This is a genomic window from Streptomyces sp. Y309 (genome assembly GCF_056712025.1).
In genome coordinates this window covers 3,349,166-3,371,198 of sequence record NZ_CM160048.1, presented here as the reverse complement: position 1 = coordinate 3,371,198, position 22,033 = coordinate 3,349,166, and the positions used below count along the sequence as shown (strand labels likewise).

Sequence of the window (22,033 nt, the reverse complement as noted above, 5' to 3'; positions counted from 1 at the left end):
GCCCTCCGCTCCGTGGAAGCCGCGGTCCGGCGAAGTCCGGCAATACGCCCGGACCTCGGGCCGCTCATCACCCTGGCGGGCGGAATGCACGGATTATTGATGCCATGTCATGGCGGGTGCGCGGCAGTCGTGTTACGTCCGAACAACGCCCTTGTGGGATTCCTATGGATCCGTCAATCTTTCGTCGGCGACAGAGAGTTGAACATTGATCAACTCGGCGTGATCATGGCGCCACTGCACCGTCATGTCTGTCATGCCCCTGTCGCATCCCCCACCAGCGCACCACCGATTGAGGAGGACCCCTCAGATGGCAGTGATGCGTCATTCCCGCCGAAGACTGGCCGGCCTGGGCACGGTTGCCCTGACCGCCGCCACCGCCGTCGCCCTCGGCGTCGTGTCCGCGCTCCCCGCGGGCGCGCAGCCGCAGGACGCGGAGGGCCGGATTCAGTACGCGGGCGCCCCCGGCGCGGTCGCGAACAGCTACATCGTCACGCTGCACAAGGACGCCGCGAAGGCGGACTCGGCCGAGGGCCGGGCCCTGGCGAAGAAGCACGGCGCCGACATCGAGCGCACGTACAAGAAGGTGCTCAACGGCTACGAGGTCGAGGCCTCCGAGTCCGAGGCGAAGAAGTTCGCCGCCGACCCGGCCGTCGCCTCCGTCGTGCAGAACCGCACGTACACGGTCGCCGCCACCCAGCCCAACCCGCCGTCGTGGGGCCTGGACCGCATCGACCAGCGCAACCTCCCGCTGGACCGGAGCTACACCTACCCCGACAAGGCCGGGGAAGGCGCCACCGTCTACGTCATCGACACCGGCGTCCGTAAGACCCACCAGGACTTCGGCGGCCGCGCCGTCGACGGCTACGACGCCATCGACAACGACAACACCGCGCAGGACGGCCACGGCCACGGCACGCACGTCGCGGGCACGGTCGGCGGCATCGCGCACGGCGTCGCCAAGAAGGCCAGGATCGTCGGCGTCCGCGTGCTCAACAACTCGGGATCCGGCACGACGGCCCAGGTCGTCGCGGGCATCGACTGGGTCACCCGCAACGCGGTCAAGCCCGCCGTCGCCAACATGAGCCTCGGCGGCCCGGCCGACAGCGCGCTCGACACCGCCGTACGCAACTCCATAGCCGCCGGCATCACCTACGCCGTCGCCGCCGGCAACGAGACGACCAACGCCTCCACGCGCTCACCCGCGCGCGTCACCGAGGCGATCACCGTCGGCGCCACCACCAGCACCGACGCGAAGGCCGCCTACTCCAACTACGGCACCGTCCTCGACCTGTTCGCCCCGGGCTCGGGCATCACGTCGGCGTGGAACACCAACGACACGGCGACCAGCACCATCTCCGGTACGTCGATGGCCTCCCCGCACGTCGCGGGCGCCGCGGCGCTGTACGTAGCCGAGAACCCGTCGGCCACCCCGGCCCAGGTCTCCACGGCCCTGACGACCGCCGCGACCCCGAACGTCGTCGGCAACCCCGGCACCGGCTCGCCCAACCGTCTCCTCTACGTCGGCGCCGGCGGCACCAACCCGCCCGGACCGAAGTTCGAGAACGGCGCGGACGTCGCCATCACCGACAACGCCACTGTCGAGTCCTCGCTGACCGTCACCGGCGTCCCCGGCAACGCCCCCTCGGCGCTCGGCGTCCCGGTCGCCATCAAGCACACGTACGTCGGTGACCTGAAGCTCGAACTCGTCGCCCCCGACGGCTCGGCCTACGTCCTCAAGGACTTCGGCGCGGGCGGCAGCTCGGACGACATCAACACCTCGTACACCGTCAACGCCTCCTCGGAGACGGCCAACGGCACCTGGAAGCTGCGCGTCACCGACAACGCGGCGCAGGACGAGGGCGCGATCGACTCCTGGGGTCTGCAGTTCTGACGCCCGCGGGGACTAGTTGATCAACTGGCTTCACCGTCACACCTCTCCGTCCTCGTCCTCGCGGAACGGCTCCGGGTCCGAGACCCAGCCGGCCGCGAGGACGAGGCGCGTACGGCGGTGGACGGCCAGGAACCCGAAGGGCCGGTCGAAGGTGGCCGACACCTCTGTGGTGGTGTAGCGCGGTCTCGGGACCCCGCTCGCGAGCGCGGTGACGGCGGTGGCCGCCGCCGCCCGGAAGCCGAGCGCCCCGAAGGTCGCGGTGGCCGACTGGGAGGCCTTGTCCACCGCGATCGGTTCGACGGCGATGCCCGGGAAGTGGCCGGAGTCTGTGTCCGTGGCGGTGGTCAGGCCGAACAGGCCGCGGCGTGCGAGCAGATCGTGCTCCGCGGTGACGGTGAACGGCACGGTCGTGACGTCGGGCTGCGGGGGCAGTGGGCGCGCGCAGAGCTCCTTGCGGACGGTCAGGCCGGGGCCCGGTTCGCCGTACGGAAGGTGGCTGCCCGGCACTCGCGGCCAGGCGCGGCCGAGGATGCCCACGCCCCCGGCGAGCACCTGCCCCGGGCTCATCCGCTCCGCGCCGAGCAGCAGATGGACGTCGACACCGGTGTCGCCGAGGACGCGCAGCTCGGTGACCGCCCCCGCGGGTGTGCCGACGACGCCCGCGCGGTCGGCAGGCTGCTCACCCGGTCGAGCGAGGCCAGGACGCGCCTGTACCACGGGCCGGACGCAACCTCCATGCTGCCCTCGGCGAAGGGGGACAGCCATGTGGTGCGCAGCGCGAGCGCGCCGGCCAGGACGAGCTCGGTGTTCTCGGCCACGCCGGTCGGCATCCGCTCGATCTGCCCGTCGGTGTGCTTGGCGGCCCAGCTGTCGAGCGCGGCCCGGTCGTGGCCGACGTCTCCGGTGAGCACTCCACGCGCCCCCGCGGGCAGCCCCTCGGCCCATTTCTCGCGCAGCGTCAGGGTCCGCTTCGTCCACAGCCCGACGGCGGAGCCGACGCCCGGGATCGTGCCGAGGACGGCCAGCAGTTCCCGTGCCGCTTCCGCCGCCCGGTCCGGCCACAGACCGACCGCCTCGGCGAGCTCCGCGCGCGCAGGTCCGCCCGCTCCGTCCGCGAGGAACGCGAGGAGCGGCGGGGGCACCCTTCGTGTGCCGATGCGTCAACCGGCATGACCGAGCGGTTAGTTGATTGCTATAACGATTGAAACGCCCTGCGTAAAGACTCGCAGAGAGGGAAATCATCACTTCGGGTGATTCCTTGGCCTAGGGTTGCGGCCAACAACCCACGGTTGCCAGGCTGTCGCTGTCTGTCAACCTGATGGGAGTGGCCAGTGACTTTCGGTGAGCAGCCGGCGTATCTGCGCGTCGCGGGTGATCTCCGCAAGAAGATCACCGACGGTTCGCTGCCTCCGCACACCCGTCTCCCCTCGCAGGCCAGGATCCGCGAGGAGTACGGGGTCTCGGACACGGTCGCTCTCGAAGCCCGCAAGGTGCTCATGGCCGAAGGTCTGGTCGAGGGGCGCTCCGGCTCCGGCACGTATGTGCGCGAGCGCCCGGACCCCCGGAGCATCGCGCGCACGGGGTTCCGCGGGCCCGGCACCTCCACCCCCTTCCGGCAGGAGCAGGCCGCCGAGAGCGCCCGCGGCACCTGGGAGTCCCGCAGCGAGCAGGCGGACGCGAGCGCCGCGGTCGCGGAGCGGCTCGCCATCCGCGCGGGGGACCGCGTGATGTGCACGAAGTACGTCTTCCGGGACGCGGGCGAGGCCATGATGCTCTCCACCTCCTGGGAGCCCCTCGCCGTCACCGGCCGCACCCCCGTGATGCTCCCCGAGGAGGGCCCCCTCGGCGGCTGCGGCGTCGTGGACCGCATGGCCGCCATCGACGTGATCGTGGACAACGTCGCGGAGGAGGTCGGCGCCCGCCCCGGCCTCGCCGAGGAGCTGCTCGCCCTCGGCGGCGTCCCCGGGCACGTCGTCCTCGTCATCCAGCGGACGTATTACGCCTCGGGCCGCCCCGTGGAGACGGCCGACATCGTCGTGCCCGCCGACCGCTATCGCATCGCTTACCACCTGCCGGTGCGCTGACCCCCCCCGCTACGGCGTGCGACCCACGTGATCGCGAGTTAACGCCCGCCCGGGTTCCGTAACGCCCGGGCAACGCCGCCCCGCGGCGGATCGTCATGCACGGCTCCTAACTTCCCCCTCCGTACCCGCAGTCCGGTCGGAAGACAGGAACCCTCATGACGGATACGGTCACGCGCGACGACGCGGACCCGATGGGCGACGCGGCCCCGGCCGAGGGCCCGCCGCAGCGCAGTTACGCCAGGCTCGCCGCCGACGAGAGCCGCGAGGACTACTCGCTGCGCTACGCCCCGCACTCCTTCCGCCGCTGGTCGCCGACCATGGTCGCGTCCACGGCGCTCGGCGGCATCGCCTACCTCGCGGACTTCGCGATCGGCGCGTCCATCGTCTTCACGTACGGCTTCACCAGCGGCCTCGCGTCCATCCTGTGCGCCGCGACGATCATCTTCGTCACGGGCGTCCCGATCGCCCGGGCCTGCGCCACGTACGGACTGGACATGGACCTGGTCACGCGCGGCGCGGGCTTCGGCTACTTCGGCTCCACTCTCACGTCCCTCATCTACGCCTCGTTCACCTTCATCTTCTTCGCCCTCGAAGGCTCGATCATGGCGCAGGCCATGCATCAGGCGGTCGGACTCCCGGTCGAGATCGGCTACTTGGTGACGACGCTGATCGTCATCCCGATCGTCTTCCGCGGCATGGGCGCCCTCGCCAAGGTGCAGGCCTGGACGCAGCCGATCTGGCTCATCGGCCTGGCCCTGCCCTTCCTGGTGCTCGCCTTCGAGGCGCCGGACGCCTGGGGCGCCTTCGGGTCGTTCGAGGGGACGGAGGGCGCGGGCCCCGGCTTCTCCTGGATCGGCTTCGGGCTCGGCACCGGCGTCGCGCTGTCCCTCATCGCGCAGATCGGTGAACAGGCCGACTACTTGCGCTTCATGCCCGCCAAGACGGAGGCGAACAAGAGGCGATGGAATCTGGCCGTTCTCGCGGCGGGACCCGGCTGGGTGATCATCGGCGCCGCCAAGCAGCTCGGTGGCGCGTTCCTGGCGTTCGTGGCCCTGGAGGCGGTCGGCAAGACACACGCCCTGGAGCCGATCGCTCCGCAGATCGAGGCACTGCGCCCGTGGCTGGGCTCGTTCGCGCTGCCCGCCGCCGCGGTCTTCGTGATCGTCTCGCAGATCAAGATCAACGTGACCAACGCCTACAGCGGCTCGCTGTCCTGGTCGAACTTCTTCTCCCGCCTCACCCACCGCCACCCGGGCCGGGTCTGGTACATCTTCCTCAACCTCGCCATCGCGCTCACGCTGATGGAGATGAACATGTTCGCGGCCCTCAACAAGCTGCTCGGCTTCTACTCCAACGTGGGCATCGCGTGGATCGTGGCGGTGGCCGCCGACCTGGTCATCAACAAGCGGGCGGGCTGGAGCCCGCCGTACATCGAGTTCAAGCGGGCCTATCTGTACACGGTGAACCCGGCCGGGTTCGGCGCGATGGTGATCGCCTCGACGGTCTCGATCCTCGCGTTCTTCGGCCTGTTCGGCCGGTACGCCGAGGCGTTCTCCACCTTCATCGCCGCCGGACTCGCCCTGCTCCTGTGTCCGTTGATCGCCTGGGCGACGCGGGGCAGGTACTACCTGGCCCGGCCGAACCCGGTGAACGGCCCGCACGTCGAGGTCCCCGACGTCACGGCCACCCACACCTGTGCCGTGTGCGACACCGCGTACGAACTCCCCGACATCGCCGACTGCCCCGTCCAGTCGGGGCCGATCTGCTCGCTCTGCTGCTCCCTGGACGCGCGGTGCGGGGACGTCTGCCGTACGTCGCCCGCGAGCGGGCCGGTGCTCATGCCGGTGCCCACGGTGCCTCCGGTGGCGTCGGCGTGAGCAGGGCGCGCGTCGGCGACACGCCGTTCGTCAACAAGCCGTAAAGGGGGCCGAGTTCGGGCTTGCCGTGCTCGTCGGCGGCCGTCGGAGGGGGCGCGTCCGGGAGGATGCGCCCCCTCCGCGCTGGCCGATTGCGTATCTCTTTGTGCAAAGTCGTATCCGCTGCGTAAAGGTCGGGCGTAAGCTCGGGCATATGCGGAATGCGGTTTCCTTACTGATCGAGGCGTGGGGTGCGCCCGGGGCGGGGAGCGGAGGGACGGCATGAACGACGGGACGGTCATACTGCCCTGGCTCGTGATACGTCAGGACGACAACGGCAACCGCTACCGCGTCGGAAGGTATGCGACGAAGGCCGAGGCCCAGAAGATCGCGGACAGCCTCGACGACCACGCCAAGGAGCAGCTCTACTGGGTCGAGCGGCTGAACCAGAACGGTGCGCGGTGAAGGTCGTAAGCTCCGGCGCATGACCGATCGGATCGTGGTGGTGGGCGCCGCCCTGTACGACGGCGGACGGCTGCTCGCCGCCCGCCGCAGCGCGCCCGCGGAGCTCGCCGGGCGCTGGGAGCTGCCGGGCGGCAAGGTCGAGCCCGGCGAGCGGGGCGAGGACGCGCTGGTGCGCGAGCTCCGCGAGGAGCTGGGCGTGGAGGCGGAGCCGCTCGCGCGGGTGCCGGGCGAGTTCGAGCTCGGCCGCGGCTATGTGATGCGGGTGTGGCGGGCCCGGCTGCTCGCGGGGGAGCCGCGGCCCCTGGAGGACCACGACGAGCTGCGCTGGCTCCGCCCCGACGAACTGTGGACGGTCGACTGGCTCCCCGGCGACGTCCCGGCGATCCACGCCTTGACGGCCACCGAGGTCGCGTAGGCCACCGCGACCGCCCCCGGCCATGAGGCCCCCGCTGCCGCCAGGACCCGTCACCCCCGATGAACAGGGCGCACGCGAGGTGATGGCGGGACAGGTCGCACGCCCCTCTACGCCGTTCGTGCCACTGTGCCCCCTTGAACGCGGTACTTCCGCCGGGATATCGGGTATGTGCCCATTAACCCCATGAAACCGGACAGGGGTTCTGCCGTTGGGCTGGGAAGTGAGCGGCGTGATCGACACCGAAGGCGACTGCGCCGAGTGGGATTTTCCCGCGGACCCGGGTGCCGTGCGCACCGCCCGCGCGGTCGTCCGCAAGCAGCTCGGCGAGTGGGGGCTCGGCGCGCTCGGCGACGTCACGGTCCTGCTCGTCAGCGAATTGGTGACCAATTCCCTGCGGTATGCCTCGGGCCCCATTGTCGTACGCCTTGTGCGCTCGGCCGATCCGCTGGGCACCCTGCTCGTCGAGGTCTCCGATCCGGTCCCGGACCCGCCCCGGGAGCGCACCGCCGCCCCCGACGACGAGGGCGGCCGGGGCATCCAGTTGGTCGCGCGGTCGTCCCGGCGCTGGGGCACGCGTCCGGGACGCACGGGCACGACGGGGAAGACGGTGTGGTTCGAGCTGGCGCTGCCCGGATAGAAGACAGGGAGCGCCGGTACGTAGTGGACGGGGCGAGCGCAAGGCTGACACGGGCCAAAAAGCGTTGAGTCCGTGCTGTGATCGTGAACGGCATGTGGCCCGGCACCGTAGTGCTGGATACTGCGGGCAGCCACTTCCGGTGACCGGTGCCGGACGCGGTGAGCTGGAGGGGACGGTTCGCGTGAGCGAGATACCAGCGAAGGCGACGGGTTCTGCGCGGCCTGTGGCGCGAGCGGGTGGGGCCCTGCCCGCCCGGCCGGTGCCGGGAGCTGGGGGAGGACCTCTCTCGCCGGAGCCGGCGGGGTACGCCGCGGCCGTGGCCGCCACGGCGGGCGACGACGCGCCCGGCCCCGCGGAGGACGAGGGCGACGGCACGAGCGACGTGGACGCGGGCGCGGCTGACGTACACGCGGACGCGCCCGGAACGGTAGACATCGGTGGTCGGCGCGGCGTAGCCGGGACGGCCGACGGCGTCGACGCGCGTCACCACACCACGGGAGCGGAGCCCGGCGGCGTCGACAGCGCGCCCCTCACCTCGGACGACGTCGTCTGGCAGACCAGCCCCCCGGGGTCCATCTACGACTACATCAAGGTGGCGTCCTTCTCGATCGGCCCCGACGGCCTGATCGACCAGTGGAGCGCCCGTGCCGAGCGGCTGTTCGGCGTGGCCGCGCGGGACGCCGTCGGCAAGGACCCGATCGAGGCGTTCGTCGCGCCCGAGCTGCGCCGCAGGGGCCACCGCAAGATGGCCGAGATCCTGGACGGGCGGGAGTGGACGGGGTCGGTCCCGTTCCGGGTGCCGCCGCCCGCCGACGGCGCCCCGGAAGCCGCGGGCCGGGAAGCGGGCCTGGAAGGCATCGCCGAGGTCTATGTCATGCCGGCCAGGACAGCCGACGGCGAGCGCTCCGCCGTCTGCATCGTCGTCGACGTACGCGCCCTCCGGCAGATCGAGACCGACCTTGCCGCCTCGCAGGCGATTTTCGGTCAATCTCCTTTCGGCTTCCTGCTGTTCGGCACCGACCTCAAGGTGCAGCGCGCCAACCGCCGCTTCGCCGCCGTCTTCGGCGGCGCCGAGGACGACCACCGCGGCCGCACCGTCCACGACTATCTGCCCCGCCACGAGGCCGACCGCATGCAGGCCGCGATGCGCCACGTCCTGGAGAGCGGCGAGGCCGTCACGGACATGCAGATCGTCGGCCCGGCGCCGGGCAGCAGCGAGCGCCGCCACTGGTCGATCAACCTCTACCGCGTGCACAGCGGTGCGGGCCGCCCCATCGGCGTCGCGGGCCTCGGCAACGACGTCACCAGCCGCCACGCCGCCGCCCGCGAGGCCGCCCACGCCCGCCGCAACCTCGCCCTCCTGAACGAGGCCGGCGCCCGCATCGGCAACTCCCTGGACCTGGAGACCACCGCCCGCGAACTCCTCGACGTCACCGTCCCCGGCTTCTGCGACCTGGCCTCCGTCGACCTCTACCAAGGCCTCCTGGACGGCGACGAGACCCCGCCGGGACTGGCCGACGGCAGCGCCGAGCTGCGCCGGGTCGCCTTCGCCAGCGCGGTCTCCGACGTGCCCTTTCCCGACGGCACCGGACCCGTCGAGGTCGGCTCCGTGCACCGCTTCGCCTTCAACTCGCCCTGCGCGGACGCCCTGCGCACCGCCCGCCCCCGCCTGGTCGCCGCCGGCGACGACTGCGGCCCGGCCCGGCGCCTCACCAGCGGCCTGATCCAGTCGACGCTCGCCGTGCCGATGGTCGCGCACGACACCGTCGTCGGCCTCGCCCAGTTCTCCCGCGCGAAGGGCAGCGAGCCGTTCGGCGAACGCGACCGCGCGCTCGCCGTCGAACTGGCCGCGCGCGCCGCCGTCTGCATCGACAACGCCCGCCTCTACCGCCGCGAGCACGAGCGCGCGCTGATCCTGCAGCGGTCCCTGCTCCCGCCCGGTGACCCCGAGGCCGCCGGACTCGACATCGCCTGCCGCTATCTGCCCGGCAACGCCGCCACCGAGGTCGGCGGCGACTGGTTCGACGTCATCGAACTGCCCGGGCACCGCACGGCCCTCGTCGTCGGCGACGTCATGGGCCGCGGCCTGCGCGCCGCCGTCGCCATGGGCGAACTGCGCTCCGCCGTGCGCACCCTCGCGCTGCTCGACCTGGAGCCCGCCGAGGTGCTCTCCGCGCTCGACGAGATCGCCCGCGGCCTCGGCAATCTGCCGGGACCGCAGCACGCCCGGCGCGCCACGCCCGCCGGCACCCGCGCGAGAGACACCGACGACCTCGCCGAGGTCTACCTCGCCACCTGCGTGTACGCGGTGTACGACGCCGTCACCCGCCGCGTCACCTTCGCCAACGCCGGCCACCTCCCGCCGGTCCTCGTCGAGCCCGGCGAGTCCGCGCTGATGCTCGACGTGCCCCCGGGCATGCCGCTCGGCGTCGGCGGCGAGCCCTTCGAGGAGGTCGACGTCGACCTGCCGGAGGGCGCGCTGCTCGCGCTCTACACCGACGGCCTCGTCGAGTCCCGCGACCACCCCCTCGACGAGGGCCTGAACGCGTTCGTCGGCGCGCTCACCGAGCCCGCGCAGGCGCTCGAGGACATCTGCGACCACGTACTGAACACGCTCGACACCCACCACGGCGAGGACGACATCGCGCTGCTGATGGCGCGGGTGCAGGGGCTGCCCGCCGAGCACGTCGGCGACTGGACGCTGCCGCGCGAGCCGCAGTCCGTGGGCCGGGCCCGCGAACTGGCCTGCGAGCGGCTGCGCGCCTGGGGCCTCGAAGCGCTCGTCGACACCGCCGAACTGCTGGTCAGCGAACTCGTCACCAATGCCCTGCGGTACGGCGAGGGCGAGATCCGGCTGCGGCTCCTGCTCGACCGCACCCTGGTCTGCGAGGTCTGGGACGCTGGGCTCGTCCAGCCGCGCCGCCGCCGCGCCCGCGACACCGACGAGGGCGGGCGCGGGCTCCAGCTCGTCGGCCTGCTGAGCGCGGCCTGGGGCTCACGCCGTACGCCGCGCGGCAAGACGGTGTGGTTCGAGCTCGCGCTGCCGGACGGGGACGCGGCACCGGTGGACGCGGCGGAGGCGTTGATGAGCTTGTTCTGACCGCAGGGCAGATGCGGCAGGCGGCGGCGAGGACGGGTGCTGGGCAGGTAGTAAGGGCGGGTGGGTGGGAAAAGGACCGGCGCGCAGCGCCGTCCTGCTCAAGATCAGGTCGTCGCCTTCAAGGCGGCCAGCCGCGCTTCCACCTCCGCCGTGTCGCTCAGGCTGTCCAGCTGCTCGAACTGCGCGTCCAGCGAGGAGGCGGCGAGCTCCTCGCTGCCGAGCGCCCGCGCCTCCTCCCGCCGCACCTTCTCCTCGAACCGGCTCAGCTCACTGGTCGGATCGAGGACGTCGACGCTCCGCGCGGCGTCCAGCATCCGGTTCCGCGCCTGCGCGGACTTCGACCGGGCCACCAACTGGTCCCGCTTGGACCGCAGTTCTGTCAGCTTGATCTTCATCGAGTCCAGGCCGTCCTTGAGCTTGCCGACCACGTCGGACTGCGCGGCGATCGACGGCTCGGCGTCCTCGGCCTCCTTCTCGGACCGCAGCTGCCGGCCCAGCGCCACCTTGGCGAGACCGTCGAACCGGTCGGCCTCCGCGGCGTTCCCGTCCGCCCGCAGCGCGTCCGCCTTCTTGCTGGCCGCGAGCGCCTTGCCGCCCCACTCGGCGGCGGCCTCCAGGTCCTCCTTGTGGTCCTGCTCCAGGAGCCGCAGATCGCCGATCGTCGCCGCCACGGCCTGCTCGGCCTCCCGGATGTTCTCCGTGTAGTCGCGGATGAGCTGGTCCAGCATCTTCTGCGGGTCCTCGGCCTGGTCGAGGAGCGAGTTGATGTTGGCCTTCGCCAACTGCGCCACGCGCCCGAGGACGGTCTGCTTGGCCATGAGGGCTTTCTCCTTGCGTACGAGGGTGCGTACCGGGTGTGCGTGTCGGATGTGCGTACCGGGTGTGCGTACGAGGGTCAGAACCGTCCGCCTCCGCCTCTGCGCCCCCGGGTCCCGCCCCCGCCGAAACTCCCGGGCCCGGGCCCGCCGCCCCCACCGAAACCACCGCCCCCACCCCCGAGGCCCCCGCGCGCCAGCCCACCCAGGACCTGCCCGAGGACGATCCCGCCGAGGACGGCACCGCCCGTCCCGCCGCCCCGGCCCCCGTACGGACTGCCGTAGGCGCGCACGTCCCGCTCGGCGAGGGCCTGGGCCTCGCGGGCGAGCGAGTCGGCGCGCTGGGCCTCGGCGAGCGCGGCGGAGGGCTGGCCCGTGAGCTGCTCCGCTCGCTCCAAGCGCCGCCGCGCCTCGGCGAGGCGCGTGCGGGACTCGCTGCCCACCGCGCCGCGGTGTGTCGTGACGTGGTCCGTGGCCGTCGCGACGGCGCTGCGGGCGGTGAGCAGGGCCTGGCCGAGCAGGGAGCGGGCGCGCTCCTCGGCGCTCTCGCGTTCGCGCGCGCCGTCCAGCGCCGCGCTCAGCGCCGTGTCCAGTGCCGCGTCCGCCTCCTCGACCCGGCGCAGGGCGTCGATCGGGTCGTACGGGCCCGCGGCCAGCGCCCGCCGCACCTGGCCGGTGACGGCGTCCACCCGGGCCACGCGCCCGTGCAGCTCGGCCGTCGGTACGCCCTCGCCGGCGCCTTCGAGCAGCCCGCGCGCCTCCGCGAGGTCGGCCTCCGCCTCGCTGAGCGCGCCCGGCAACCGCTGTGCCGCCTGGGCGAGTTCACCGGCCAGGCGGTCCACGGCCGCCAGGAACGTGTCCGCCTGGTCGACGGCGCCCTCGGCCGCGCGCAGGTGGACGGCGGCGCGGCCGTGGTCGGCGTTCCCGACGGCTTCGCGGGCCTGGTGCAGGTGGGTGCCGGCGAACACGAGCCGGTCCTTGGCCTGCTCGACATGGCCGATGACCGCCTCGCTCGCACCGGGCGCGTACGTGGCGCGCAGCTCCTTGAGCGTGTTCTCGGCGTCGATGGTGCGCGCGCTGACCTGCCGGAACACCGTCTCGGCGTGGTCCAGCGCGGCCGGTGCCCCGCGTTCGAGGGCGCGCAACTGGTCGAAGGCGGCGGCCTCGGCGTCCAGGCGCCGCCCCGCCTCCGTGCAGCGCGCGACGATCTCGTCGAGCATGCGGCGCCGCGTCGCGTCGTCCTCCGGGTGGGCGTCGTCGAGCCGCTGCCGCAGCCGGAAGGCCGTCGTCAGCTCGTCGCGCGCGGAGGCGAGGGCGTCGGTGAAGGGCCGCACGGCGTCGTCGCCGAACTGCGCGGTGGCGAAGCCGAGTTCCTCGGCGCTGGTGCGCACGGCGTCGTCGGTCTCCACGAGCAGGGCCCTGGCCCGGGCGTCGAGCGCGGGCAGCGGCGTGAGCCCGGGACCGGCGCCGGAGGCCGGTGTCGTACGGGAGGTGAAGCGCCGCTTGCGGCGGCGGTACGCAGCAAGGCCGAAGGCACCCGCGATGCCCACGGCGAGCACCGGAAGGACCAGATCGCCCGCGACGCCTTCGTCACCGCCGCCCCCGCCCCCGGCGCCCGGATCGGCCTCGCCCGGCGTGATGGCCGGCGTCGGCACGGCCCGCCCGTCGAGCACCGCCGCGTACCCGTCAGCGGCGCCCACCGCGGCCCCGGCCCAGTCGTTCCGCCGCAGGGCGGGCTCGACGGCGTCGGCGGCGAGTTCCCGAAGCTGGTCATCGGTGAGCCGCGAGTCGTCGGCCACGGAGTACGCGTACTGCCGGTCGCGGGTGGCCACCGCCAGCAGCACGTCGTCGAGCCCGAGCCCGTTCCGCTCGGCCGTGGCGTCGGCCCAGCCCTGCGCGGAACGGCCGGAGAAGTCGCGTACGTACACGACGAACAACTGGATCCGCTGCTCGTCGTAGAGCCGGTCGAGCGCGGTGGTGACGGCTTCCCGCCGGTCGCCGAGGGCCCGGGTGCGGTCGGTGATCTGGCCGTCACGGTTGAGCGGAACGGGGTCGTCGGCGGGCGCGGCCGCTGCCCGGGGCGCGGCGGGCAGGGCGGACGCCGTGGGCAGAGCGGACGCCGTGGGCGCGGACAGCGGGAGCCAGCACCAGAGGAGCAGCGCGGCGGCCGCCGCCCGCGCGGCTATGTGCGACGGGGCGCGGGAGGACGACGTCACATTTGGCAGCGTATGGCCGTCTTCGGTGCCCCGCGACCGGGGCGGGCACCGCCGCCGCTGCACGGCTCGACCGCTACGGCCCGACTGCTACGGCTCGACGAAGCGGACCTCGGGGAAGCGGTCCGAAGGACCGTCCAGGAGGTGGTCGTCCCGGCCGCCGAGCCAGCGGTCGAAGAACGAGGCCGCATAGGCGCGCTGGGCGGCCGTGGCGCGCGCCGGGTCGACGGTGCCGATGTTCTTCTCGATCACGTCGCGGCCCACTCCGGCCTGCGGCAGGACCGCCGCGAGGTCGGTGTACGTCTGGTGCTTCGAGCCGCGCAGGTTCAGGTCCCGCTTCCAGCCGGGGCTGTGCTTCCAGAAGGAACGCCAGGAGGGCTCGGTGGTGTGGTCGCTGCCGTCCCGCCCCATCAGCAGGAACGGCCGGTGGTCCAGGCCGTGCTTGGCGACGGGCGTGAGGTCGGTGCCCTTGGGCTCCGGGTTGTTCTCCAGCGTGCCGTCCATGTTGAGGCCGACCTTCACGCGCTTGTCCTCGTACATCGTCTCGGCCGCGGCGATCCCGCCCGCGGACTGCCCGACCATGCCGATGCGCCGCTGGTCGATCGCCTTGCCGATGCCGTGCGGCAGTGTGCCGAGCCGGTCGAGCACGAACTTGTCGTCGGCGACACGGATGTCGAGCACCTTCTTCAGGAGCGGCGACATCGTCTCGGGCCGGGTCTGCGCGAGCGCGTCAAGGAGTGGCTTGTTGTCCTTCACCGAGCCGTCGGGGAACTGCACGCCCGGCGACTCGTAGGTGTGGTCGACGGTGACGACGACATAGCCGCGGCTCGCCATTTCCTCGACGAGCGCCGTGCCCCAGGTGCGGGGGTCGCCTGCGCCCGCGCTGTACACGAGCACGGGCAGCCGCCCGCCGCGCGCCGCTCCCTTGTCGAGCGGCGCCGCCTGGCGCGCGTGCGTCCGCATGCCCGCCCAGTCGACGGCGCCCTTGGGGATCCCGTGCGGCGCCGTGGCGTCCCAGCGCGCGGCGGCGCCCTCGGCCATGTACGGCGCGACGCCGTGCCCGCCGGACGCCCGCGCCGGGTACCAGACGCTCACCATCAGCTCGCGGTACGGCTGCGAGGTGACCCACGGGTCGTGCCGGGAGCGGTCGACCAGGCGGGTCGAGAACGTACCGATGGCGTGCGGGCCGGTGGGCGCGGGCAGCGCGGCCCGTACGCCGTGCGTCCCGGGGGCGCCGTCAGTGTCCTGTGCGGACTGTGCGGACTGCGCGGACACCGGCGCGGCCGCCCCGGCGGCGAGCACGGTGCTCACGGCGAGCCCCAGGGCGAGCGCGCCCCTGCGGGAACGGGAAAGGGAACCGGAACGGGAAGAGCGAAGATCGCGAAGGTTCATGCCTTCATGCTCTTCCCGTTCAACGCCCGTGACCATGGAGGCAATCAGCAGAATCCGGGGTGGGGGATTACCCCCACCAGGCCCCGCGCGCCCGAGCCGGGATCCTCCGCCCGAGCCGGGATCCTCCGCCCGAGCCGGGATCCTCCGCCCGAGCCGGGATCCGCTATGTGGGCCGCCGCCGGATCTTGTTCCCCAGCCAGACCAGCGGATCGTACTTGCGGTCGACCGCCCGCTCCTTCAGCGGGATCAGCGCGTTGTCGGTGATGTGGATGCCCTCGGGGCACACCTCCGTGCAGCACTTGGTGATGTTGCAGTAGCCGAGGCCGTGGTCCTCCTGGGCAGAGGCCTTGCGGTCGAGGCCGGTGGAGGCGGCGGCGTCCAGCGGGTGCATGTCGAGTTCGGCCACGCGCATCAGGAAGCGGGGGCCCGCGAAGGCCGTCTTGTTCTCCTCGTGGTCACGCACCACATGACAGGTGTCCTGGCACAGGAAGCACTCGATGCACTTGCGGAACTCCTGGGAGCGGTCCACGTCCTCCTGCATCATGCGGTACTCGCCGGGGCCGAGGTCCTTCGGCGGCACGAAGGCGGGCACCTCCCGCGCCTTGGTGTAGTTGAAGCCGACGTCGGTCACCAGGTCCCGCACCACCGGGAACGCGCGCAGCGGCGTCACGGTGATGACTTCCTCGCGGGTGAAGACCGACATGCGCGTCATGCACAGCAGGCGCGGGCGGCCGTTGATCTCGGCGGAGCACGAACCGCACTTGCCCGCCTTGCAGTTCCACCGCACCGCGAGGTCGGGGGCCTGGGTGGCCTGGAGGCGGTGGATGATGTCGAGGACCACCTCGCCCTCGTTGACCCGGACGGTGAAGTCCTTCAGGTCGCCGCCGTCGATGTCGCCGCGCCAGACGCGGAAGCGCGCGTCGTAGGCGCCCCCGTCGGCGCCGGTGTCGGAACCCGTGCCGGAAGTCGTACTCGTACTCACTCGTAGAGCTCCTCTTCGGCGAGGTACTTGACCAGCTCCTCCTTGTCGAAGAGGGCGAGCAGGTCGGGGCGGATGGGGTCGGTGGTGACCCGGGTGAGGTCGATCTGGCCGCGGGCGGGGTCCGTCGCCGCGAGACCTCCGGTGGGATCGGCGAGCGCGCACAGCAGGTTGACGCGGCGCCATTCGCGGTTCATGCCGGGGTGGTCCTCGCGGGTGTGCCCGCCGCGGCTCTCCGTCCGCTCCAGGGCCGCCCGCGCCACGCACTCGCTGACCAGCAGCATGTTGCGCAGGTCCAGTGCCAGGTGCCAGCCGGGGTTGAACTGGCGGTGCCCCTCGACCCCGGCCCGGCGGGCCCGCTGCCGCAGGTCCGCGAGCCTGTCGAGGGCCTCGGCCATCTCGCCCTCGCGACGGATGATGCCCACCAGGTCGTTCATCGTCTGCTGGAGTTCCTGGTGCAGGGTGTACGGATTCTCGGGCGTCCCGCCGGCCTCGGGGCCCTCCGCGCTGAACGGCCGCAGCGCCTCCGCGGCCGCCGCGTCCACCAGCGCCTCGTCCACCACGGGCGCGGCCGCCTGCTCGCTCGCGTACCGCGCCGCGTAGAGACCGGCCCGCCGCCCGAACACCAGCAGGTCGGAGAGCGAGTTGCCGCCGAGCCGGTTCGAGCCGTGCATGCCGCCCGCGACCTCACCGGCCGCGAACAGACCGGGCACACCGCGCGCCGCCGCCGTGTCCGACTCGACCGCGATGCCGCCCATCACGTAGTGGCAGGTCGGCCCGACCTCCATCGCCTCGGCCGTGATGTCGACGTCCGCGAGCTCCTTGAACTGGTGGTACATCGACGGCAGCCGGCGCCGGATGACCTCGGCGGGCATGCGCGTCGACACGTCGAGGAACACCCCGCCGTGCGGCGAACCGCGGCCCGCCTTCACCTCGGCGTTGATGGCCCGCGCCACCTCGTCGCGGGGCAACAGCTCGGGCGGCCGGCGGTTGTTGTCGGGGTCCTCGTACCAGCGGTCGCCCTCCTGCTCCGACTCCGCGTACTTCTCCTTGAAGACGTCCGGGATGTAGTCGAACATGAAGCGCTTGCCCTCGGAATTGCGCAGTACGCCGCCGTCGCCGCGGACGGATTCGGTGACGAGGATGCCTTTCACCGAGGGCGGCCAGACCATTCCGGTGGGATGGAACTGCACGAATTCCATGTTCAGCAGCGGCGCTCCGGCGAGCAGCGCGAGCGCGTGCCCGTCGCCCGTGTACTCCCACGAATTCGACGTCACCTTGAAGGACTTGCCGATGCCGCCGGTGGCGAGCACCACGCTCGGCGCCTCGATGACGAAGAACCGCCCGCTCTCGCGCTCGTAACAGAACGCGCCGCTCACCCGTTCCCCCTCTTTCAGGACCCGGGTGACCGTGCACTCCTGGAAGACCTTCAACCGGGCTTCGTGGTCCCCGAATTCGCGCTCGTCCTCCTGCTGCAATGCGACGATCTTCTGCTGGAGCGTACGGATCAGCTCCAGTCCCGTACGGTCGCCGACATGCGCGAGCCGGGGATATTCGTGCCCGCCGAAGTTCCGCTGCGAGATCCGCCCGTCCTTCGTACGGTCGAAGAGCGCGCCCCACGTCTCCAGTTCCCACACCCGGTCGGGCGCCTCGCGCGCGTGCAGTTCCGCCATGCGCCACTGGTTGAGGAATTTCCCGCCGCGCAGGGTGTCGCGGAAGTGCACCTGCCAGTTGTCGCCGGAGTTCACATTGCCCATGGACGCCGCGATGCCGCCCTCGGCCATCACCGTATGGGCCTTGCCGAACAGTGACTTGCAGATCACCGCCGTGCGGGCGCCCCGCTCACGCGCCTCGATGGCGGCCCGCAGCCCGGCACCGCCGGCCCCCACCACGACGACGTCCCACTGCTGCCGTTCCACTTGAGCCATGTCAGAACAACCTCGGATCGTCAAAGGCGCCGGAAGCGATGAGATACACGTAGAAGTCCGCGAGCGCGACGCTGATCAACGACGCCCAGGCGAGCAGCATGTGACGGCCGTTCAGCCAGCCGACCCAGCGCCACATCCGATAGCGCACCGGATGCTTGGAGAAATGCTTGAGCTTGCCGCCGACAATGTGCCGGCAGGAGTGACAGGACAGCGTGTACGCCCAGATGAGGGCGATGTTCACAAGGAACACGAGGGTGCCGAGCCCCATGTGTCCCCACTCGTAGTGCTCGTCACGGAAGGCGAGCACGGTGTCGTACGTGAGAATGCCCGCGACCGGCACCGCCGCGTAGAAGAAGTACCGGTGGATGTTCTGCAGGATCAGTGGGAAGCGCGTCTCGCCCGTGTACTTCGCGTGCGGTTCCGCTACCGCGCAGGCGGGCGGGGACGCCCAGAATCCGCGGTAATACGCCTTGCGGTAGTAGTAGCAGGTGAGCCGGAAGCCCAAGGGGAAGATCAGGATGAGCAGCGCCGGGGAAAGCCCCCACCAGCTCCCGAAGATCTCCCAGTTGGGGCCGTTCTTCATCGGCTCGCAGTTCTCCGCGACACACGGCGAGTAGAACGGCGAGACGTAGGGAGCCTCGTAGTAGTCGGCGTTCGCGAACGCGCGCCACGTCGAGTACACGACGAAGGCGAAAAGGCCGGCGGCGGTCGCGGCGGGCTGCAGCCACCAGCGGTCCGTCCGCAAATGGGCAGCGCTGATCGCGGCGCGCGTGCCGTGCCGTACGCCGCCGGGGGCCGTGCCCTTGTTCAGATGGGGTTCCGTGCCAGTGGCCAACGAGGCTCCACTCCTTCGTGGATTCGTGGACGGGGAATGACGGCGGCGCCGCCCCCGGGAGGGGCGGCGGCTCGCCGGCGCGCGTACGGGGCGGGGGTGCGGGCCCGCTAGGGCGCGTGGCGGTCGCGGGCGCCCAGGCCTTCGTCGTCCGAGTCCGTCCACAGCGCCTGGTCGTACGGCGCGTCCGGGATGGGGACCATCTCGGGGCCGCCGCGCGGGGGCGCGGACGACGGGGTCGGGCCGCCTGCGGCGGCGCGCAGCAGTGCGACGCTTTCGCGCAGATGGTCGGTGTCCATGCGGACCCGGCGGAAGTCGACGCCGGCCAGCTCGGCGCCGGCCCGCTTCTCGATCTTGTCCACGGTGTGGACCAACTGGTCCACACAACGCTGAATTTCCGTCAGGTCGTCCTGCAGAGCCATGACTTGCCCTCACTTCACGGGTGCGGGTGCGGCGGCAACGCTCATGCGCCTGCGAGTGTCGCGCGTCACATCCCGCATTGGGAAGTCATCTGCGCGGATTCACCCCCTCCGGGGGGTTCTCACTTGCTCAGGGCGACGCTTTTCCGTCCCGCCGGGCGAGAGCGAGCGCGCGCCGGAGCGGGCGTTGGGCCGCACGGGTGGCTTCGTGGCCGCACCCGTCGTGTCGCCGCCGTGTGCGGCGCACCGTCCCCTTCAGTGGGTGCGATAGATGTGATCAACTCCATATTTCCCCAAATTACCGCCAAACGTGCGGTAGCGCATATAAGGCGCAAAGTAACCAGATCCGGCCGCCCCCGCCCCCTCCCCGCCCGGCAGGGCGGTGCGCGCCCGGGCAACCCCCGGAGGTACCCGTCATGCCCCACGACCGCGCCAGGCCGCGACCGGTCCGCCCGGCGGCCACGGCCCGATCCGCCGTGTTCCTCGCCGCCGGAGTCCTCGCGCTGCCCGCCCTCGCCGGGTGCGGCTCGGGCGACGAGTCGGGCACCCCCACGGCCCCGCAGGACATCGCGCCGGCGGCCCGTGATCTGGTCGCCGACGGGGGCACGGTGAAGTGGGCCGTCGACGACCTGCCCGAGACCTTCAACTCCTTCCAGTCCGACGCCGACACCGCGACCAACCGCGTCGCCGGTGCCGTACTGCCGTCGATGTTCCGCATCGACGCACAGGGCAGACCGGAGCGCAACGCCGACTTCCTGGAGTCCGCGGAGGTCGTCGAGCGCGAGCCCCAGCAGGTCGTGCTCTACAAGCTGAACCAGCAGGCGGTCTGGAGCGACGGCCGCGAGATCGGCGCCGACGACTTCGCCGCCCAGTGGCGCGCCCTGTCCGGCAAGGACAGCGCGTACTGGACGGCCCGCAACGCGGGCTACGACCGCATCGGCAAGATCGAACGCGGCGCCAACAATCTGGAGGTGCGCGTCACCTTCGACAAGCCCTACGCGGACTGGCGCTCGCTGTTCTCCCCGCTGTACCCGAAGCAGGTCATGGGTACCCCGGACTCCTTCAACGACGGCGCGCGCACCAAGCTCGAGGTCACCGCGGGCCCCTTCGCCCTGAAGGACGTCGACCGCGGCGCCGGCGAGGTCACGCTCCAGCGGAGCCCGCGCTGGTGGGGCAGCCCCGCCAAGGCGGACAAGCTGGTCCTGCGCTCCGTGCCGCGCGACCAGCGCGCCGCCGCCCTCGCCGAGGGCAAGGTCGACCTGGCCGACATCGACGCCGACGAGGCCGGCCGCATCGCGCTCGCCGCCCGCGACAAGGGCGGCCAGGGCCCGCTCACGCACGGCCCCGGCGCGCGGCTCACCCCCGCCGGGGCGCTGCGCTCCTGGGCGCTCGCGCACGGCTCCGACGAGGAGGCCGCGGAGATCGAGCAGCTCGCCCGCGCGAAGGCCCGCAAGGCCGTCGAGCGGTACACCGAGCAGCAGGCCGGCCTGCGCGGCTACGTGGTCCGCAAATCCCTCGAACCCGCCTACACCCAGCTCGCCCTCAACGGCTCCGCGGGCCCCCTCGCCGACGACCGCGTCCGCCGCGCGGTGGCCCGCGCCCTGGACCGCGACGAACTCGCCGAAACGGTTCTGAAGCCGCTGGGGCTACCCGCCGAGCCCGTCGGCAGCCACCTCGCGCTCGCCGGGCAGGAGGCGTACGCCGACAACAGCGGCGCCCTCGGCGACCAGGACACGGCGGAGGCCCGCGCCCTGCTCGCGGACGCGGGCTGGACGCCGGGCGCGCTCACGGAGAAGAAGGACAAGGACGAGGACAAGGAGAAGAAGGGGAGGGACCGGGACCGGGAGGGGGAGGAAGAGGAGACGGCGGGAGGCGAGGCGGGCGCGGAAACCTCTGGGGACGGCTCGGACTCGGGCTCGCGCTCGGACTCGGGCTCCGACTCTGGCTCGGACTCGGGGTCGAGCTCGGACTCCGGCTCCGGCTCGGACAGAGGCTCCGGTTCGGACACTGGCTCCGGCTCCGGCTCGGACTCCGACGATGGTACGTACATCGTCGGCGAGGACGACGAGAAGCCGGGCGCCGCAGCCAAGGGCACAGGCGACTCCGCAGCCGGGCGCGCCCGGAAACCCGCCGACCATGGCGACGACCACAAGCCCGTCGAGGTCGGCACCTCCGTCCTCGCCTCCGCGCCGGCCGCCGCCTACCAGCAGTCCGTCGTGCTCCGTCAGGCCGACGCGCTCAGCCCGCGTCGCGAGGCCGACAACGAGCAGAAGAAGGACCCCGGCGGGAAGGCCAGGCAGCGCACGGACCGGCGCACCAAGAAGCAGGCCCAGGGTGGTGCCCCCGGCGCGTACGCCCCCAAGGGCACCGCGGCCCCCAAGGGTGGAGCCAAGGGCGGCGCCGCGGGCCCGCTCGCCAAGGACGGCAAGGCGCTCACCCTCCGCTTCGTGCTCCCCTCCGGCCCGGGCTCGGAGTCGCTGCGGGCGGTCGCCGACCGGATCTCGCGGATGCTGCAGCGCATCGGCGTCCGTACGGAGATCGCCAAGGTCGCGGACGAGAGCTACTTCAAGGATCACATCGCGTCCGGCCAGTACGACCTGGCGCTCTACTCCTGGCCCGCGTCCGCCTTCCCCGCCACCGACGCCCGGCCGATCTTCGCCAAGCCGGTGCCCGCGGCGGACGGCTCCCTGAACGTCGAGCAGAACTACACCCGCGTCGGCACCGACCACATCGATCAGCTCTTCGACCAGGCACTGGCCGAGCTGGACGAGTCCGAGAGCCGCTCCCTGGTGAAGAAGGCCGACGCGCGCATCTGGGCGGCGGCGGGCTCCATCCCCCTCTACCAGCGCCCCCAGCTGGTGGCGGCCCGCACCAACCTCGCCAACGCGGGCGCCTTCGCCTTCCAGACCCCGATCTACCAGGACATCGGCTACCTGAAGCCGGGCGCAAAGCCGAGCAAGCAGCCGAAACCCTGAATGGGCGGGCGGGTGGGATGAAGCCTGTCGAG

At 72.2% G+C, this 22,033-nt stretch carries 16 protein-coding genes; 8 read left to right on the top strand and 8 right to left on the bottom strand.

Annotated elements, in window-relative coordinates:
- Window positions 1-307 precede the first annotated feature (307 nt).
- Window positions 308-1,891 (top strand): S8 family peptidase, encoded by a 1,584-nt coding sequence (locus AC0KTA_RS12945; RefSeq protein WP_481055268.1) that lies wholly within the window; start codon window positions 308-310, stop codon window positions 1,889-1,891.
- Window positions 1,892-2,454: 563 nt separating this feature from the next.
- Here AC0KTA_RS12945 and AC0KTA_RS12940 read toward each other — a convergent pair.
- Complete coding sequence (locus tag AC0KTA_RS12940) at window positions 2,455-3,033, bottom strand: serpin family protein (RefSeq protein ID WP_481055267.1); 579 nt, start codon at window positions 3,031-3,033, stop codon at window positions 2,455-2,457.
- Between the two features lie 189 nt (window positions 3,034-3,222).
- Between AC0KTA_RS12940 and AC0KTA_RS12935 the strand changes: the two genes are divergently transcribed.
- The 6 genes from AC0KTA_RS12935 (at window position 3,223) to AC0KTA_RS12910 (ending at window position 10,448) form a co-directional block, all read left to right on the top strand.
- Window positions 3,223-3,975: a GntR family transcriptional regulator gene (locus AC0KTA_RS12935; protein ID WP_481055266.1), complete on the top strand. Its 753-nt coding sequence runs from the start codon at window positions 3,223-3,225 to the stop codon at window positions 3,973-3,975.
- A gap of 155 nt (window positions 3,976-4,130) precedes the next feature.
- Window positions 4,131-5,852 carry a purine-cytosine permease family protein gene (locus AC0KTA_RS12930; RefSeq protein WP_481055265.1) on the top strand — a complete coding sequence of 574 codons (1,722 nt, stop codon included), beginning with the start codon at window positions 4,131-4,133 and terminating at the stop codon, window positions 5,850-5,852.
- Between the two features lie 261 nt (window positions 5,853-6,113).
- Window positions 6,114-6,296 (top strand): SPOR domain-containing protein, encoded by a 183-nt coding sequence (locus AC0KTA_RS12925; protein WP_481055264.1) that lies wholly within the window; start codon window positions 6,114-6,116, stop codon window positions 6,294-6,296.
- A gap of 19 nt (window positions 6,297-6,315) precedes the next feature.
- Window positions 6,316-6,711, top strand: coding sequence for a (deoxy)nucleoside triphosphate pyrophosphohydrolase (locus tag AC0KTA_RS12920; RefSeq protein ID WP_481055263.1), 396 nt, complete (start codon window positions 6,316-6,318; stop codon window positions 6,709-6,711).
- 220 nt (window positions 6,712-6,931) lie between these two features.
- The gene (locus AC0KTA_RS12915; protein ID WP_481056407.1) at window positions 6,932-7,348 is read left to right on the top strand and encodes an ATP-binding protein; all 417 of its coding nucleotides are present in this window, start codon (window positions 6,932-6,934) and stop codon (window positions 7,346-7,348) included.
- A gap of 139 nt (window positions 7,349-7,487) precedes the next feature.
- Complete coding sequence (locus tag AC0KTA_RS12910) at window positions 7,488-10,448, top strand: SpoIIE family protein phosphatase (protein ID WP_481055262.1); 2,961 nt, start codon at window positions 7,488-7,490, stop codon at window positions 10,446-10,448.
- A 104-nt stretch (window positions 10,449-10,552) separates the two neighbouring features.
- Here the strand turns inward: AC0KTA_RS12910 and AC0KTA_RS12905 are convergent, their stop codons facing one another.
- The 7 genes from AC0KTA_RS12905 to AC0KTA_RS12875 form a co-directional block, all read right to left on the bottom strand.
- Window positions 10,553-11,266: a PspA/IM30 family protein gene (locus tag AC0KTA_RS12905; RefSeq protein WP_481055261.1), complete on the bottom strand. Its 714-nt coding sequence runs from the start codon at window positions 11,264-11,266 to the stop codon at window positions 10,553-10,555.
- 77 nt (window positions 11,267-11,343) lie between these two features.
- A complete protein-coding gene (locus tag AC0KTA_RS12900; protein WP_481055260.1) occupies window positions 11,344-13,479 on the bottom strand; it encodes a TPM domain-containing protein in 2,136 nt (711 codons plus the stop codon).
- An 87-nt stretch (window positions 13,480-13,566) separates the two neighbouring features.
- Entirely contained in the window at window positions 13,567-14,787 is a 1,221-nt protein-coding gene (locus tag AC0KTA_RS12895; RefSeq protein ID WP_481055259.1) for an alpha/beta hydrolase, read from the bottom strand.
- 244 nt (window positions 14,788-15,031) lie between these two features.
- A complete protein-coding gene (locus AC0KTA_RS12890; protein WP_481055258.1) occupies window positions 15,032-15,850 on the bottom strand; it encodes a succinate dehydrogenase/fumarate reductase iron-sulfur subunit in 819 nt (272 codons plus the stop codon).
- Complete coding sequence (locus AC0KTA_RS12885; protein ID WP_481055257.1) at window positions 15,847-17,775, bottom strand: fumarate reductase/succinate dehydrogenase flavoprotein subunit; 1,929 nt, start codon at window positions 17,773-17,775, stop codon at window positions 15,847-15,849. The genes AC0KTA_RS12890 and AC0KTA_RS12885 overlap by 4 nt, the downstream gene beginning before the upstream one ends.
- A gap of 1 nt (window position 17,776) precedes the next feature.
- Entirely contained in the window at window positions 17,777-18,610 is an 834-nt protein-coding gene (locus AC0KTA_RS12880) for a hypothetical protein (RefSeq protein WP_481055256.1), read from the bottom strand.
- Between the two features lie 107 nt (window positions 18,611-18,717).
- On the bottom strand, window positions 18,718-19,029 hold the full coding sequence (locus AC0KTA_RS12875) for a hypothetical protein (RefSeq protein WP_481055255.1): 312 nt from the start codon (window positions 19,027-19,029) through the stop codon (window positions 18,718-18,720).
- Between the two features lie 413 nt (window positions 19,030-19,442).
- Here AC0KTA_RS12875 and AC0KTA_RS12870 point away from each other — a divergent pair, with 413 nt between their 5' ends.
- The gene (locus tag AC0KTA_RS12870; protein ID WP_481055254.1) at window positions 19,443-22,001 is read left to right on the top strand and encodes an ABC transporter family substrate-binding protein; all 2,559 of its coding nucleotides are present in this window, start codon (window positions 19,443-19,445) and stop codon (window positions 21,999-22,001) included.
- Window positions 22,002-22,033: the final 32 nt, after the last annotated feature.